The 15,211-nt window shown below is 65.8% G+C and carries 10 protein-coding genes; 7 read left to right on the top strand and 3 right to left on the bottom strand.

Annotated features, from left to right (window positions below; genetic code table 11):
- Window positions 1-90 precede the first annotated feature (90 nt).
- The 3 genes from C4S68_RS19930 (at window position 91) to C4S68_RS19920 (ending at window position 2,467) form a co-directional block, all read left to right on the top strand.
- Complete coding sequence (locus tag C4S68_RS19930; protein ID WP_103934886.1) at window positions 91-1,455, top strand: hybrid sensor histidine kinase/response regulator; 1,365 nt, start codon at window positions 91-93, stop codon at window positions 1,453-1,455.
- Between the two features lie 168 nt (window positions 1,456-1,623).
- Complete coding sequence (locus C4S68_RS19925; RefSeq protein WP_103934885.1) at window positions 1,624-1,995, top strand: response regulator; 372 nt, start codon at window positions 1,624-1,626, stop codon at window positions 1,993-1,995.
- Between the two features lie 187 nt (window positions 1,996-2,182).
- Window positions 2,183-2,467 (top strand): Hpt domain-containing protein, encoded by a 285-nt coding sequence (locus C4S68_RS19920; RefSeq protein ID WP_146072243.1) that lies wholly within the window; start codon window positions 2,183-2,185, stop codon window positions 2,465-2,467.
- Between the two features lie 98 nt (window positions 2,468-2,565).
- Here the strand turns inward: C4S68_RS19920 and C4S68_RS19915 are convergent, their stop codons facing one another.
- Together C4S68_RS19915 and C4S68_RS19910 are read right to left on the bottom strand one after the other, a co-directional pair.
- Entirely contained in the window at window positions 2,566-4,575 is a 2,010-nt protein-coding gene (locus C4S68_RS19915; protein WP_235011738.1) for a DUF4350 domain-containing protein, read from the bottom strand.
- Window positions 4,576-4,652: 77 nt separating this feature from the next.
- Window positions 4,653-10,469: a DNRLRE domain-containing protein gene (locus tag C4S68_RS19910; protein WP_160115257.1), complete on the bottom strand. Its 5,817-nt coding sequence runs from the start codon at window positions 10,467-10,469 to the stop codon at window positions 4,653-4,655.
- Between the two features lie 275 nt (window positions 10,470-10,744).
- Here C4S68_RS19910 and C4S68_RS19905 point away from each other — a divergent pair, with 275 nt between their 5' ends.
- The 4 genes from C4S68_RS19905 (at window position 10,745) to C4S68_RS19890 (ending at window position 14,872) form a co-directional block, all read left to right on the top strand.
- On the top strand, window positions 10,745-12,178 hold the full coding sequence (locus C4S68_RS19905; RefSeq protein ID WP_103934882.1) for an APC family permease: 1,434 nt from the start codon (window positions 10,745-10,747) through the stop codon (window positions 12,176-12,178).
- Between the two features lie 25 nt (window positions 12,179-12,203).
- A complete protein-coding gene (gene pgm / locus C4S68_RS19900; RefSeq protein WP_327333893.1) occupies window positions 12,204-13,943 on the top strand; it encodes a phosphoglucomutase (alpha-D-glucose-1,6-bisphosphate-dependent) in 1,740 nt (579 codons plus the stop codon).
- 88 nt (window positions 13,944-14,031) lie between these two features.
- Window positions 14,032-14,349, top strand: a complete 318-nt coding sequence (locus C4S68_RS19895; RefSeq protein ID WP_103934880.1) for a UPF0175 family protein — start codon at window positions 14,032-14,034, stop codon at window positions 14,347-14,349.
- 4 nt (window positions 14,350-14,353) lie between these two features.
- Window positions 14,354-14,872 (top strand): DUF2199 domain-containing protein, encoded by a 519-nt coding sequence (locus C4S68_RS19890; RefSeq protein ID WP_103934879.1) that lies wholly within the window; start codon window positions 14,354-14,356, stop codon window positions 14,870-14,872.
- Window positions 14,873-14,887: 15 nt separating this feature from the next.
- Here the strand turns inward: C4S68_RS19890 and C4S68_RS19885 are convergent, their stop codons facing one another.
- Window positions 14,888-15,187 (bottom strand): immunity 53 family protein, encoded by a 300-nt coding sequence (locus C4S68_RS19885; RefSeq protein ID WP_103934878.1) that lies wholly within the window; start codon window positions 15,185-15,187, stop codon window positions 14,888-14,890.
- Between the last annotated feature and the right edge of the window lie 24 nt (window positions 15,188-15,211).

Genomic DNA, 15,211 nt, shown 5'->3' with positions numbered 1-15,211 from the left:
GATGGCGATGCAGCTACCTTGGTGCATCTCTGGGCGAAGAATCACCCATTTCCGCGGCTTCGGTGCGATAGCATAGAGTTTCGGCCTCGCATGATTACGTTTGTCATCACGGTCCTTGCGGTCCTGGTGGTTGTGCTCTCGGTGTGCTCGATTGCACTGGGCATCGCCCACGCTCGCACACGCCAGGTGTGTGACCGGCTGAACCGCGAGTTGGCAACCGCCCTGCGCGAGGCGCTCCACCAGCAGACGGTGCTCAAAGAGCGCCGCGAACTCGACACCATCAAAGACGAGTTCATCTCCACCGTCTCCCACGAGCTCCGCACTCCGCTCACCAGCATCCGTGGCGCTCTCGGCCTGCTGAGCTCCGGCGTGATGGGCAAGCTGGACGACAAGGCCGCGAACCTCCTCCGCATCGCCAGCTCCAACACCGACCGCCTCGTACGGCTCATCAACGACATCCTCGACCTGGAGCGCATGGACTCCGGCCGCGCCCCGCTGCACATCCGGCGGTGCGTCCTGCATGAGCTCGTCGAGCACGCGGTCGATACCATGACCGCACTCGCAGAGGCCGGAGAGGTTCGCCTGGACATCGTTCCCGAGCCCGCCGGCGACCCCATCACCTTTGACGGCGACCCCGATCGCTTCCAGCAGGTGCTCTGCAACCTGCTCTCGAATGCGATCAAGTTCTCCCCGGCTCTCTCTTCGGTCCGCGTCCTGACCGGATCCGACGGCGAGTTCCTTGTCCTCCGCGTGGAGGACCAGGGACGCGGCGTTCCGCCAGAGAAGATCGAGACCATCTTCGACCGCTTCAGCCAGGTCGAAGCCTCGGACGCGCGCCAGAAGGGTGGCACCGGTCTGGGACTTGCCATCTGCCGCTCCATCATCACGCAGCATGCGGGCAGCATCTGGGCGGAGCGCAACGATGCTCACGGCAGCGGTCGCCAGGGCACGACCTTCACCCTCCGCATTCCGCGCATGACCTCTGCTGCGGCCTCGGCTCCTGCAAAGCTCCAGGGCCGGATAGAATCCACCGTCCTCGTCGTGGACGATGACGACGCCTCGCGCCGCACCGTGGTGGAGCTCCTCCGCCGTCATGGCTACCAGGTGCAGGAAGCCTCCACTGGCGCCGAGGCTCTCGCCATCGCGGCCAACCAGCGCATCGACCTCATCCTCCTCGACCTCTACATGCCCGGTATGAGCGGCTGGCAGACGATCGAGCGCCTGAAGCACACCGAAGCCACAGCGGCCATCCCCGTCGTCGTCATCAGCGTGGTAAGCCCCACTGACTCCGGCGAAGAGCTGCCACTGATGGCAGCCACGGAGGGTTGGGTGAAGAAGCCGCTCAACGAAGGCCTGCTGCTGACTGAGCTGGCCCGCGTCCTGGACCTTACCCATGGCCGCGTTCCGCTCCTCGCCAAGAGCTTCACATATGCCCCAAGCTCGCGGCTCAGCTAAGCAGAGGACACTTCTCCTGCGGCAGGTTTCTCGATTCCAGCCATGTCTCGTTTCGGTAAGTGCATTGGCAGATACGCTCCGAAGGTGGCATAGGTTCGCAACGATCGTGCAGCGTAGAATGAGCTTCGAAGCGTTCATGGCTTCACTCCAAGAGCAAGGTACCGGCCAGTGCGACGCATCCTGATCATCGACGACGAGGAAGACATCCGCGAGGTTGCGGCACTTTCGCTTGAGTCCATCGCCGGCTGGAGCGTGAAGACCGCGTCCTCGGGCGCGGACGGTATCAAGGCCGCACTCGCGGACCGCCCGGATGCGATCCTGATGGACGTGATGATGCCCGCTATGGATGGACCAACGACCTTCAAGGAGATGCAGAAGTCTCCGGAGCTGGCGCAGATCCCCGTGATCCTGCTGACGGCGAAGGTGCAGGGAGTCGACCAGCGCCGCTTTGCCGGCCTCGGTGTCGCCGCCGTGCTCTTCAAGCCATTCGATCCCCTCACGCTGGCCGAACAGATGTCCGTAGCGCTGGGTTGGAACTGAGCGGTACCACCGCATTCTGTCTCATCTTTAGACAACCATTCGCTGAAGTGCAGCCAGCGTGGCCGGCCTTGCATAGGCCTGCCGAATATTGACCACTTTTCCTAAGTATCGCGCTACGTGGTAGAGACGGTCGCGGTACCCTGATCTCGTGACTGTCCCCACAGAAACGCAGGACCAGCTTCGCATCATGATGATGGCGATCTGGGAGCGCAATCTGCCTCTCATGCGCGAGCGGTTGGACCTGTTGGACCGCGCGACTTTGGCGGTCGAAGAGGGTTCGCTCGCCCCCGAGTTGCGTTCCGAGGCGGCAAGCACGGCCCACAAGCTGGCGGGTTCCCTCGGGATGTACGGCTACGCGGAAGGCACGGACCTCGCACGCCATCTGGAGCATGCACTCGCGGGCCCTGACGACATCAACGCGGTGGAGATGCACGACCTGACCAAGGCACTCCGCGAGACCCTCGGCCTGTAACAACCAGAGCCGTCAGCTGCGATCGCTGGAACTTCAGTCTCTCGGTCCGCTGGCCCGCGCAGCGTTGAAGCCGCTCGAGCCAGCAATCCGGTCAAGCTTTACTTCGTAGCTTCGCCCACGAGCCAGTGCGTCAGTTCCAGGCCACCAGCAAAGTTATCCTCGCCCAGCGGCAGCTTCCTGCCATCGGTGTACTCGTTGTAGATCCACGGATCGACGTTGGCGTATACGAGCCCCTTGCCCGCATGCGCGACCGCCATGAAGACATCGCCCTTTGCCTCTGCGGTGCCTTTGTCCGTAAGCACCGTCTTCGCGGCGCCGGAGACTGTAATCGTGCAGGTCTCCTTCATGATGGCCTTGTGGGCGTGGTGGAAGATGCCACCTGTGCCGGCAGGGATATTCACCACGGTGTTGTCGTAGACGTTATCCAGCTCGCGATTGCGGGTGACCGTGTTGTAGTGGATGCCGAAGCGATCCATCAATACGTCGAGATGCTGCTGGTCGGCATGTTCGGAGTCGTTCTCCATGACGACGAGCGTACCGCCAGCCTTCACCCAGGCCTCGATCGCATCCGCGCTCTCCTTGTCCATATAGTGCGGATTCGGATTGAGGGCAGGGATATCCGGCGACACAATCATGTAGATCGACACGCCCTTCAGGTCTTCGGCGCGCGGTGCATGCTCGAGCGTCTCGGTGACCATGCCGTACTGCCGGAACATGCGTCCCCAGACGCTGTAACCGCTGTTCGCTTCATCGGTCCACTTGTAGTGGAAGAGCTCGTCCTTGCCATTCGGCAGCTTGCGCCGCTGCGAGTTGAACCAGCCATCGCCCAGCACGACCTTGCGATGCGCCTTCCGCATCAGGTCGGCGGCGCGATCGCGCTGCACGATCTCGCTGAGCGCCATCAGGTACGCGCCCATGCCCTTGGCATCATCGTCACCCACGGGATCGTTCGCGTAGTACTCATAGGTTCCGCTGCGATACGGCGTGCCGCCGAGACCAGCGACCTTCACCGTTCCGGTCAGTGTGCCATCGGGCTTCACGAAGCGCTTCTGGATGCCCTCCCAGCCGCGTGTCACGGCAGGCTCTGCGTTGAGGCCCACGATGCCGAGCCGCGCAGCCTTCGCAAGCGCATAGACAAACATGCAGCTCGCCGAGGTCTCCAGGTAGTTGCCCTTCTCGCCGCCCTTGTCCATTACCTGCCACCACAGGCCCGTGGCAGGGTCCTGGTAGCGCATCACCGAAGCGAACAGCCGCTGCGCAACGGCCTGCACCGCAGCACGCTGCGGGTCGGTGGGAGACATATGCTCCAGCACCTCGACCAGAGCGACCGCGTACCAGCCGACACCGCGGCCCCAGATCTCGGGGCTCTTGCCGTCCTTCTTGTTGGCCCACGGCATCTGCATGCTGGCGTCCCAGCCGTGATGCAACAGGCCTGTGGAGTCGCTCAGCTTCGCGTCCATCAGCAGCAGCTGCGCCACCTCGGAGTCCATCGCGGACTGGTCCTGAAAAGTCGTAGCGTAGCCAGCCATGAACGGGCCGGCCATGTACGCTCCATCGGCCCACATCTGGTTTGGATAGATCTGCTTATGCCAGTAGCCGCCTGCCGAGTTCTTCGGCATCGCCAGCACCTTGTCGTGCAGGAACTGGATGGCGGTGTAGTACTGCGGCTTCTGCAACACGCGGTACACGGCAAGTACGCTGCGGCCCATCTCGATGTCGTCCAGCGTGTGTTCGTCGGCGGGAAAGGTCTTTTCGGGCGTCAGGTGAATGACGCCTTGAGCGTCCACTGCGCGATCGACGGCCTTCTTCACAAACTCGAAGTAACGCGGGTCGCCGGTGGCCCGCCACATCGCAAGGACGCCATCGAGCAGCGTGCCTTCTTCATAGCTCCAGTCCCGGTTGTTGCCGATCCGTCCGTCCGGCCACAACGTCATCGCGTGCTCGAGGACAGGGTACGGCCCCGAGGGCGGCAGGAGAACCGGAATCGGAAGCGCTCGCGTCGCGCCATCATTGCGGGGGGCGCCGCTCTGGGCCTGCGCACCGGAGACAGCCGCCGTCACTACCACCATCGCCGCAACCGCAATCCGGCGCAGAACCTGAACCTGCATGAGCACACCTCGACCGCAACAGAATACGTGAGCGAACCGGATGCGAGATACGAGATGCCCCGGCGAGGCCGGCAAATCTATTGGCAGGACAGCGATGTCCAGACGCCCGCAGCCGTGCCGGAGGCTCCACTGATCTGCAGATCGATGAACTGTCCCGGTGCGATCGCCACCGAACCGCTGCCGGTGCACTGACCGCTGGAGGTCGTGCAGCTGATCGCCGTACTGCTCATCGATCCTGGAACGCCCAGGCGAAGAGTCACGGTGATGTTGTTCGACTGCCTCGAGTAAACTCCGAGCGAGCTTGCGGTGCAGCCGTTGGGTACCCACGCCAGCACCGAATCGCCCTCGGACGCAGAGGAGTTTGGCGTGTTCACGGCATAGTACGTCGTCAGGTAGTTCACCGAGTGGTACATCGCCGCGAAGGTGCCGCTGGCGGTCGAACTCGAGCCTCCGGACCCCGCTGCGCCTGCAGCCCCCTGCGGTATGCCGAAGTTCAGCACCGCATTCTGTGCCGTCCCGCTGTTGGTCACCGTTGCCGCGGAACCCGCCGCGAGCGTCGTGACCGACCCCAGCGTCACGCTTGCTGCTGCCCCTGAAGGACCAGTCGGCCCTGCACCTCCGGCCTGCGCGATAACCTCCCAGAAGCCGGGGTAAAGATCAGGCTCGAAGTTGGAACCCGCTGCCGTCGCAAGGTAGCTCGAGCCTGCATACGTCACGGCATCGTTCACGTTGTAGAAGGTGCCGGACGTCCACCCGCCGCGGAAGTTTATCCCGGCCGCACCAGTGGAGCCCGTCGCCCCGGTGGGGCCTGTTGCCCCCGCTGGCCCTGCTGCACCCGTCGCTCCCGTTGCCCCCTGCGCCCCCGCAGCGCCGGTCGTCCCTGCCGTCCCGGCAGCCGCCAACAATGACCAGTTTGCAGCCGAGCTCGCAGGGTTGTTGCCGGAGTTGTTCCCTGAGAGCGAAAGGTACGCCGAGCCGTTGTACAGCACAGCATCGTTCGCGGAGTACGTTGTCGCGCCCGACCACACCGCCCTCCAGGTCAATCCCGGCGTGCCGTTCACGCCGTTCGCGCCGGTGGCTCCCGTCGCCCCGGTAGCTCCCACAGCACCTGTAGCACCTGCGGCCCCGGTGCTGCCGGTCGTACCGATCGCACCCTGGCCGCCGTTGGCTCCAGCTGAGGCCAGCACCGCCCAGCTCGTGGTGGCAACGTCCGGCCGCTGACCGGTGTTGCCCGCGACCAGCGAGAGGTACGCCGACCCCGCATAGCTAACCGCATCTCCCACGTTGTAGACCGAGGCGGGCACGTACGGCCCCTGCCAGTTGATCCCTGCAGCGCCCGTTGCACCGGCAACACCCTGCGGACCTGCCACCCCAGTGCTTCCGGTCGCTCCCGCAGGACCGATCGGCCCCGCAACACCCTGCGGCCCGGCGTCACCTTGCGGGCCGGTGGCCCCGGGATAGCCCAGCGGCCCCTGCAGTCCGGTGGGCCCCATGGCGCCGGAAGGGCCGATAGCGCCGGATGCCGCCAGCAACGACCAGTAGGCCGGACTCGCGTCCGGCTCGCGACCTGAATTGCTTGCGATCGCGATATAGCTGGAGCCGCCATAGCTCACCGCATCGCCCACGTTGTAGGCCTGCGAGGTCGACCACCCGCCCGCGAAGCTCATCGGGGCACCCTGCGCTCCTGTCGCCCCGGTCGCGCCCGGCGCGCCTGTGTTCCCAACCGCGCCGGTGGGCCCTTGCGGGCCCGCGGCCCCGGTAGCTCCCTGCGCTGCGAGAATCCCCCAGCTCGCGCTCGACGCCGGGTTCTGCCCCACGTTGCCAGTCGCGAGCGACACGTAGCTTGAGCCGCCGTAAACCACCGCGTCGCCGAAGTTGTACGACGTTGTAGGCGAGTAGCCACCGGCAAAGTTGACTCCGGCAGATCCTGTAGCCCCAGTCGCGCCCGTCGCTCCGGCAACTCCGGCAGGGCCGGTGGTGCCCTGTGCTCCTGTAGCTCCAGTCGAGCCCTGCAGTCCGATCGCACCCGGCGAACCCGTCGCGCCGGCCGCAGCGAAGAGCGTCCAGTTCCCAGGTGAGTTCGAGGGCGTGTTGCCCGTATTCGAGTCTGCCAGTGACACGTAGCCCGCCCCCTGCCACAGGACGCCATCCCCCTGGGCATACGTAGCCGTGGCGTCATACGCTCCCCGAAAGTTGAGGCCCACCGCACCGGCCGCACCGGTAGCGCCGGCCGCCCCTTGCGGCCCCGTGGAGCCGGTCACCCCCGGAACACCCTGCGCGCCCGCAGTCCCGGCCAATCCCTGCGGCCCTGTCGCGCCCGTCGCTCCCACCGCCCCGGAGGGTCCGCTCAACCCCTGCGCCCCCACCGGCCCCTGCGGTCCCGGCACGCCCTGCACACCTTGGCTGCCCTGCGGACCTGCGGGTCCTGTAGCCCCGGCAACACCGGCGACACCCTGCGGCCCCGGCGAACCCGTAGCACCCACTGCTCCCTGTGCGCTCAGGAGCCCCCACGCTCCTGGGTTCACGTCCGGTGCCAGCCCCACATTCGAAGCAGCCAACGACGCATAGCTTGAGCCGTTCCATACGACGACGTCACCGCTGGCATAGTTCGCAGTCGAGTCATAAGCCCCGCGATAGACCAGCCCCGGAACGCCCGCAGATCCTGTCGCCCCGGTCGCTCCCGTGGCGCCGACGGGGCCGATCGCTCCGGCTGGCCCCTGCGGCCCCGTCGAGCCAGCGGTTCCTGCCGCTCCGGTCGCTCCGCTTGCCCCCGCAGCGGCAAACATCGACCATGCCGCAGGTGACAGGTCCGGCCTATTGCCCTGGTTGGAATCGGCGATCGACACCCAGCCAGCGCCCTGCCACTGCACGCCATCGCCCAGCGCGTAGTTCACCGTCGAGTCGTAAGCCCCGCGGAAGCTCAGTCCCACTGGCCCCGCAGGACCCACCGCGCCTTGCGAGCCCGCCGGGCCCGTAGCTCCGGTGATGCCCGGCACGCCCTGCACTCCCGCAGTGCCGGCCAGTCCCTGCGGCCCCGTTGCTCCATTCGCTCCGACCGCACCAGTGGCGCCCGTTAGCCCTTGTGCTCCAGCAGGACCTTCCGGCCCCTGTACCCCTTGTGCGCCCTGCGGCCCGGCTGGTCCCAACAACCCTTGGAGCCCGGTAGAGCCCACAGAGCCCTGTGGGCCCGTCGCGCCTGCTGGACCAGCGCCGCCCTGCGCCGCCAGCAGCCCCCACGCTGCGGGATTCACCCCCGGCGTCTGGCCATGGTTCGAGGCCGTCAGCGACGCGTAACTCGCTCCCTGCCACACCACCACATCGCCGACGTTGTAGTTGAGCGTCGAGTCGTAGGCTCCCTGGTAAGCCAGTCCAGCCGCGCCAGTAGCCCCGGTAGCGCCACCGGCCGCAAACATGACCCAGTCCGCGGGCGACTGGCCGGGCGTGTTGCCCACATTGCTGTTCACCAGCGACACCCAGCCGGCGCTCTGCCAGAGCACGCCGTCTCCCTGTGCGTAATTCGTAGCCGAGTTGTAGCTGCCACGGAAGCTCATGCCGGCGGGCCCAGCCGCGCCCGTCGCCCCAACGGGCCCCTGCGGGCCGACAGCCCCCATCACCCCCGGAACACCCTGCGCACCTGCGGTACCTGCGAGTCCCTGCGGACCCGTCGCCCCGACTGGCCCCGCCGGGCCGGCCGCCCCCACTGCTCCGGCTGGTCCCACAGATCCGGTAGCGCCCGTAGATCCCTGCGGGCCGGTGACGCCCTGCAAACCCGCCGCACCTGTAGCTCCGGCCGGTCCGACGGGCCCAACAACTCCCTGGGGGCCCGTAGCCCCAGCGGGCCCCGTCCCACCCTGCGCCGCCAGCATGCCCCACGCCGCCGGATTCACTCCCGGCGTCTGGCCGTGATTGGAGCCCCCGAGGGAGGCCCAGCTCGCGCCCTGCCACTGCACCACGTCTCCGAGGTTGTAGTTCACGGTCGAGTCGTACGCCCCCTGGTAGACCAGCCCCGGAGAACCCGCCACTCCGGTTGCGCCGGTTGCCCCGCTGAGCCCGTTGCTTCCTGCCGCGCCAGTCGCTCCCGTCGCGCCGCTCAGTCCAATCTCGCCCTGGGGACCGATCGCTCCTGTTGCCCCAGCCGCAGCAAACATCGTCCAGTCGCCCACTGTGGTGCCCGGAGTGTTGCCGTGGTTGGAATCGTGCTGGGACACCCACCCGGCCCCCTGCCAGAGCACGCCATCGTTCGCTCCGTAGTTGATCGTCGAGTCATAAGCGCCGCGGAAGTTGAGCCCGACCGGGCCTGCGGCCCCGGTGGCACCGGTTGGCCCAACCACTCCAGTCGCTCCCATCACTCCCGGAACGCCCTGCGCCCCCGCAGTTCCCGCGACCCCTTGAAGTCCCTGCACACCTTGCGGCCCCACCGCTCCGGTCGCTCCGGTAAGCCCTTGCGCCCCCGCTGGGCCCTGGGGACCCTGCACACCCTGCGCCCCGAGCGGCCCCACGGGCCCCTGCGCTCCTGCAGGTCCCATGGCTCCCGTCGCGCCTGTGGCACCCGACGGTCCCGCAACGCCAACACCTCCCTGGGCCGCCAGCAGACCCCACGCAGCAGGATTCACCCCGGGCGTCTGGCCATGGTTCGATGCAGTCAGCGACGCATAGCTCGCCCCCTGCCAAACCACCACATCGCCCAGGTCGTAGTTCGCCCCCGAGTCGTATGCGCCTTGATAGATCAGCCCTGGAGCCCCCGTCGCTCCGGCGACACCCATCGCACCCGTCGCCCCGGTGACGCCCTGAAGGCCGTTGACTCCGGAAGCTCCCGCAGGCCCCGCTGGCCCGACAGCGCCTGTCGCACCCGTGGCTCCGCCCACCGCCATCAGCCCCCACGACCCCGTCGGCAGACTTGGAGTATTGCCGTGGTTTGCAGCCGTCAGCGAGAGATAGCTCGAGCCCTGCCACGTCACCACGTCCCCCAGCGCATAGTTGATCGTCGAGTCGTAGGTCCCCTGGTAGGTCAGCTTCGTCCCCGCCGCACCGTCCGCTCCCGCCGCTCCCGTGGCCCCTGTAGCACCGGTCGCTCCCTGCGGTCCGACGGCGCCCGTAGCTCCCGCAACGCCCATCGGCCCGGCCGCACCTGCCGTCCCTGTAATTCCCGCGATCCCCTGAGCCCCCGTCGCTCCGGTAGCACCCACCTGACCCGCAGGCCCTGTCGCGCCCGTGGTGCCTGCGATTCCTGCAGAGCCCGCCAGTCCTGTGAGCCCTTGAGGCCCGGTTGCCCCTGTGGCTCCTGTCGCCCCTGCCGCACCGGTAGCGCCGGTGGCTCCCGTAGCTCCGACCGCCGCCGAGCCGCCCGTCGCGAGCGCAATCACCAGCTGCGGCTCGTGAGAGGTCTCGTCGTTCTCCTTGCTGTCGAACTGCACCATCGCCGTGCTGGAGGTCAGCGCCACACCATAGTTGCTGCTCGGCGAGCTGAGCCACTGCTGCACCGTCCCCGTGACGTCGAAGGTGACGAACTGCCCCGGCGTCGCTGCTTGCGCCGTCTGGACCACGCTGCCGGCGTTCGGCAGAGTCCCGTAGTTCACCGTGGACTCGCTCCACGCTCCCAGCAGCGGAGCGACGGAGATCGCTCCCGCCGTGTCCGCGCGGTTCAGGTAGAGCTTCAAGGTCGCACGCGTGATCTGGCTCGCCGTCGTCCCGGGGGGCAAAACGCCAAGGTCAAACTGCACCAGCGCGGTATATCCACCACCCACGTTCAGGTTGCTGAGGCTGCCTGCATTCACCCCCGGCTGGGCGCTCGACACGTGGGCATCGCCCACAAGGGTGGCCTGCTGCGACTGCAGGCACGCGGGTAAAACCGCCAGCGCAAACGCGACGACGCCCCGCCAAAGACGGGTCTGCACCGACATCCCCGGACGCGTCCCTGGGGACCGCCTCAACACTCTCCTCAGCACCAGATCCCTGCTCTACATGGCCTCAAAACCCAGGCTGTCACAGCAACAAATGTTCTTTGCTGCCGATTGGGGCCGCCCAGGCTTCGGAAGGTTCGCGTGATTCGTTGACCGAATTGTCGCCTGTCATCCCTCACCCGACGCCCAGCTCAGTTCCAAAGTCAGAATCGCGTTCCCATTTCGGAACAGCGGCCAGGTTCCCCTTCGCCATGAGACGATGGCTCACAATGCCTGCCCTTCCAACGGAAGCAGCCTCCACCCCAGCGACGTCAGAGCAGTCCGAGCATGGCCTGCGCCGCCAGCTTGGCCTCGGCGACCTCATCTTTGCGCAGGTGCTCTCCGTCGTCGGCAGTGCCTGGGTCGGCATCGCCGCCGCCCTCGGCCACGCGCAGACATTCGTCTGGCTGGTCTCCATGGCCTGCTTCTATCTGCCCATGGCCGTCGCGGTGTACTACCTGAACCGAGCGATGCCTCTGGAAGGCGGACTCTATACCTGGGCCCGGCGCGGCTTTGGTGACACCATCGGCTTTCTGGTGGCATGGAACGTCTGGACCTACGCCCTGCTGGATATCGCGACGATCTTCTCGCAGCTGCCCAGCGAGTTTGCCTTCATGGTCGGCAGGAGGATGGCGTGGCTGCCGGAGAATCACGCGGTCGTTCTCACTGCGCTGATGCTGATCGTCGTCGTCATGGCCGTCGCAGCTCTGCTCGGCCTCGGTCTCGGCAAGTGGATCCACAACCTCTCTTCGGCAGCGATGATCCTCGCCTTCGCTCTGCTGATCGCCGCTCCCATCTGGGTCAAGCTGCACGGCGTGCCGATGCCCTACCATCCGGTGGAGCTGCACCTGCCCGCTGCGACGGCTACCAACCTCGCGCTGATCAGCCAGACGCTGATCGCCTCCAGCGGCCTGGAGTACCTGGCGATCCTCGCCGGCGAGACACACCATCCTCAGCGCAACATCAGCCGCTCGGTAGTCCTGGCTTCGCCCATCATCATCGCGATGTTCGTGCTGGGCACATCGTCAGTCCTCGCCTTCCACGAGTACACCGGAACAGCCATCAACTTCGTCGCGCCTATCCCGCAGACCCTGATGCTGGCCTTCGGCGACCACGGTGTCGGCTCGTTGCTCTCGCGGCTCGCCATCCTGCTGCTGCAGATTCGCATCCTCGGCGCAGCCAACTTCATGTTCGCCGGGGTCACCCGCCTGCCCATGACCGCTGGCTGGGACCACCTCGTCCCCGGCTGGCTCGCACATCTGCATCCCCGCTTCCGCACGCCCTCGAATGCGATCCTCGTGGGAGCCTTCGCCGTCGCAGGACTGCTTCTGCTCAGCTACGCGGGCTCCCACGCGTCGGAGGCCTTCGCCCTGCTCAACAACGCGTCCAACGCCTGCTACTCGCTGGCCTACGTCGCAATGTTCCTCATCCCCATCGCCGGCGCGATCGCGATCCGCAGCCAGATCCCCCGATGGGTCAAGTGGGTCATGATCCCCGGCGTCGTGGCGATGGTCTTCGCCGTCTGCCTGCAGGCCTACCCCTTCCTCGACGTCCCCAACCCGATGGTCTTCGCGATCAAGATCGTGCTCACAACCCTCGCGCTCAACGCTCTGGGCTACGGGTTCTATCGGATCCGCAACACGCGACGGGTCGCAGTGCTCTGATCCCTCCGACATGGGGAAGCATCTCATGGCGCAGCGCCTTCGTCCCCCACGATTGGCTGCCAAACTCCACGAGGTGTATTACCCTTCCCCCATGTCGATCGATACGCTCAACGACCCGCTGCTGAATACCCCCGGCCACCTCGCCTCGCCGGACAAGCTCACGAACCTTCCCCGGCTGGTGACCGCCTACTACGCGAACCATCCCGATCCGGCCAACCCCGCGGAGCGTGTGAGCTTCGGCACCTCGGGTCATCGCGGATCGTCGCTGCACTCCAGCTTCAACTACGCGCACATCCTCGGCATCACCCAGGCCATCTGCGAGTATCGCGCCGAGCAGGACACCACCGGCCCGCTCTTCCTCGCGATGGACACCCACGCGCTCTCTGAGCCCGCCTTCGTCACTGCACTCGAGGTGCTTGCTGCGAATGAGGTCACGGTCTTCATCGACAAGGACCTCGGCTATACGCCCACGCCTGCGCTCTCGCACGCCATCCTCACCTACAACGCGACCAACGCAGGCAAGCCGCTCGCCGACGGCATCGTCATCACGCCCTCGCACAATCCTCCCGACGATGGCGGCTTCAAGTACAACCCACCATCGGGCGGCCCCGCCGATACGACTGCGACCAAGTGGATTGAGAACCGCGCCAATGAGCTGATCGCAGCAAAGCTCCAGGGCGTCAAGCGCCTCTCCTACGCCAAGGCCCTCAAGGCCGACACCACACAGCGCTACGACTACATCAGCGCCTACGTGGGCGATCTCTCCAACATCATCGATCTCGAAGCGCTGAAGGGCTCGAAGCTGAAGTATGCGGTCGATCCGCTCGGAGGCGCGGGCGTGGCCTACTGGCCGCGCATCGCTGACCTCTTCACGCAGATGGGTCTCGACCTTGAGGTGCTGAACCCCTACGTCGATCCCACCTTCCGTTTCATGACGCTCGACTGGGACTCGCGCATCCGCATGGATTGCAGCTCGCCGTACGCCATGGCATCCATGATTTCGAATAAAGCCAAGTACGACGTAGCATGGGCCTGCGATACCGACCACGATCGCCATGGCATCGTCACCGCGAGCACAGGCCTGCTCAATCCCAACCACTACCTCGCCGTCTGCATCGAGTACCTCTTCACGCATCGTCCCGGCTGGTCCGACAAGGTCGGCATCGGCAAGACCCTCGTCAGCTCCTCCATCATCGATCGCGTGGCCAAGGGCCTCAACCGCCCCATGCTCGAGGTGCCCGTAGGCTTCAAGTGGTTCGTCGATGGTCTCATCGGCGGCACCCTCGGATTCGTCGGCGAAGAGAGCGCGGGCGCGACCTTCCTGCGCCGCAACGGCCAGGTGTGGACCACCGACAAGGATGGCCTCATCCCCGGCCTGCTCGCGGCAGAGATGACCGCCGTGACAGGCAAGGACCCCGGCCTGCTCTATGCCGACATCACCGCCCGCTACGGCAACCCCGTGTATCAGCGCATCGACGCCGAAGCCACCAAGGAGCAGAAGGCCAAGCTTGCAAAGCTCTCCGCCGCGCAGGTCACCGCCAAGGAACTCGCCGGCGAGCCCATCACCGCCATCCTCACAGAAGCTCCCGGCAACCACGCCCCTATCGGAGGCCTCAAGGTAGCCACGGAAAACGGCTGGTTCGCCGCCCGCCCCTCCGGCACCGAAGACGTCTACAAGATCTACGCCGAGAGCTTCCTCGGCGCCGACCACCTGAAGAAGATTCAGGAAGAGGCCAAGGCACTCGTCGCAGCGGCGATTGCATAAGCCGTATGAGATTGGCTGCTGCCCATGTGTCTACTCTTAGACATGGGTAGTAGCCCCCCGCCACGCGCCAAAGTGCTACCCTAGCCCCATGCAGGTGACGCTCACCATCCCGGACGAAGTCGCCGAGAGCTATCTCGCCGGCAAGGATCCCACGCGTGTCGCTTTAGAAGCCATCGCGATCGATGCATACCGTACCCAAAAGCTGACCGAGTCCCAGATACGCCGCATGCTGGGCTACGGAACCCGGATGCAGGTTCATGCCCTTCTCAAGGCGCACGGTGTGCCTTTGCACTACTCGCCGGAGCATCTCGCTCTGGACATCCAGGCCTCGGAACAGCCGCTTGCCCAGCGAGCCTCCGGCGCGCGGTGCAAGTGTGGAACCGCGCTGCCTAGCATGAAACAATAGCGGCATGGCAACTGATGTACTCCGCGGCTTTGTCTGCCGCGTCTGTGGCGAGCGCCACGACCTTCCCTTCAGCTACAGCTTCCAGGCCCCACTCGCCGTCGCGAACGTTCCGCCCGCCGAGATCGAATCGCGCGTCATCGTCACCAAGGATCAGTGCGTCCTCGACCAGCGCGACCTCTTCCTGCGCGGCCGCATTCTCGTTCCGGTGCACGGCTCGGACGAGCCCTTCATCTGGGGCGTGTGGGCCGAGGTGAGCCCCAAGAACTTCCTCCGCACGCAGGAGATGTGGAACGCTCCCGGCCGCGAGTTCGAGCCCGCCTTCCCCGGCTATCTCAACTCGATCATCCCCGTCTTCGGCAACACCCTCAACCTTCAGGTCGATGTGCAGACGCAGATCGTGGGCCGCCGCCCGCACTTCTTCGTCAAGGATGCGGACCACCCGCTGGCCCGCGAACAGCGCGAAGGCATCACGCTGGAGCGCGTCGAAGAGATCGCCGAAGAGCTGCTGCACCCCGACGACTAACGCGAAGCGCTGGACTTACAGCTTGCCCGCGAATTTCAGAAAGTGCTCGACGATTGAATGAAGTTTGGCAGGATCGCCAGCACCATGGAACTCGTTATCCCGCTTGAAACAAAACATCCAATCCGAGTCGCCATTGGCAATATCAATAGGCTCGAAAGAGACGTGTTCAAGCGCGGTTTCGCGGAGATTGACCGTTACATGCCAGCCGGGGTTGTCCACGGTATCAATGCTGACTCCGGAGCCATGCTCCCAGTCGCCGTTGCATTGCTCTGCGTACCACTCGGACAACTTCACAAGCAGATCGGGTTCCGCCATAGATATCCCTTCGATCAATGTGCA

The sequence above is a fragment of the Bryocella elongata genome (genome assembly GCF_900108185.1).
GTDB classification, from domain to species: domain Bacteria; phylum Acidobacteriota; class Terriglobia; order Terriglobales; family Acidobacteriaceae; genus Granulicella; species Granulicella elongata.
The sequence above is the reverse complement of the archived record's forward strand: the minus strand, read 5'-3'. Positions and strand labels throughout refer to the sequence as shown.

Excerpts from the sequence above, each read along its gene's own strand:
- C4S68_RS19930 (WP_103934886.1), top strand. The coding sequence starts at position 91 with ATGATTACGTTTGTCATCACGGTCCTTGCGGTCCTGGTGGTTGTGCTC.
- C4S68_RS19920 (WP_146072243.1), top strand. The coding sequence starts at position 2,183 with ATGATGATGGCGATCTGGGAGCGCAATCTGCCTCTCATGCGCGAGCGG.
- C4S68_RS19915 (WP_235011738.1), bottom strand. The coding sequence starts at position 4,575 with ATGCAGGTTCAGGTTCTGCGCCGGATTGCGGTTGCGGCGATGGTGGTA.
- C4S68_RS19905 (WP_103934882.1), top strand. The coding sequence starts at position 10,745 with ATGCCTGCCCTTCCAACGGAAGCAGCCTCCACCCCAGCGACGTCAGAG.
- pgm (WP_327333893.1), top strand. The coding sequence starts at position 12,204 with ATGGCGCAGCGCCTTCGTCCCCCACGATTGGCTGCCAAACTCCACGAG.
- C4S68_RS19895 (WP_103934880.1), top strand. The coding sequence starts at position 14,032 with ATGCAGGTGACGCTCACCATCCCGGACGAAGTCGCCGAGAGCTATCTC.
- C4S68_RS19890 (WP_103934879.1), top strand. The coding sequence starts at position 14,354 with ATGGCAACTGATGTACTCCGCGGCTTTGTCTGCCGCGTCTGTGGCGAG.
- C4S68_RS19885 (WP_103934878.1), bottom strand. The coding sequence starts at position 15,187 with ATGGCGGAACCCGATCTGCTTGTGAAGTTGTCCGAGTGGTACGCAGAG.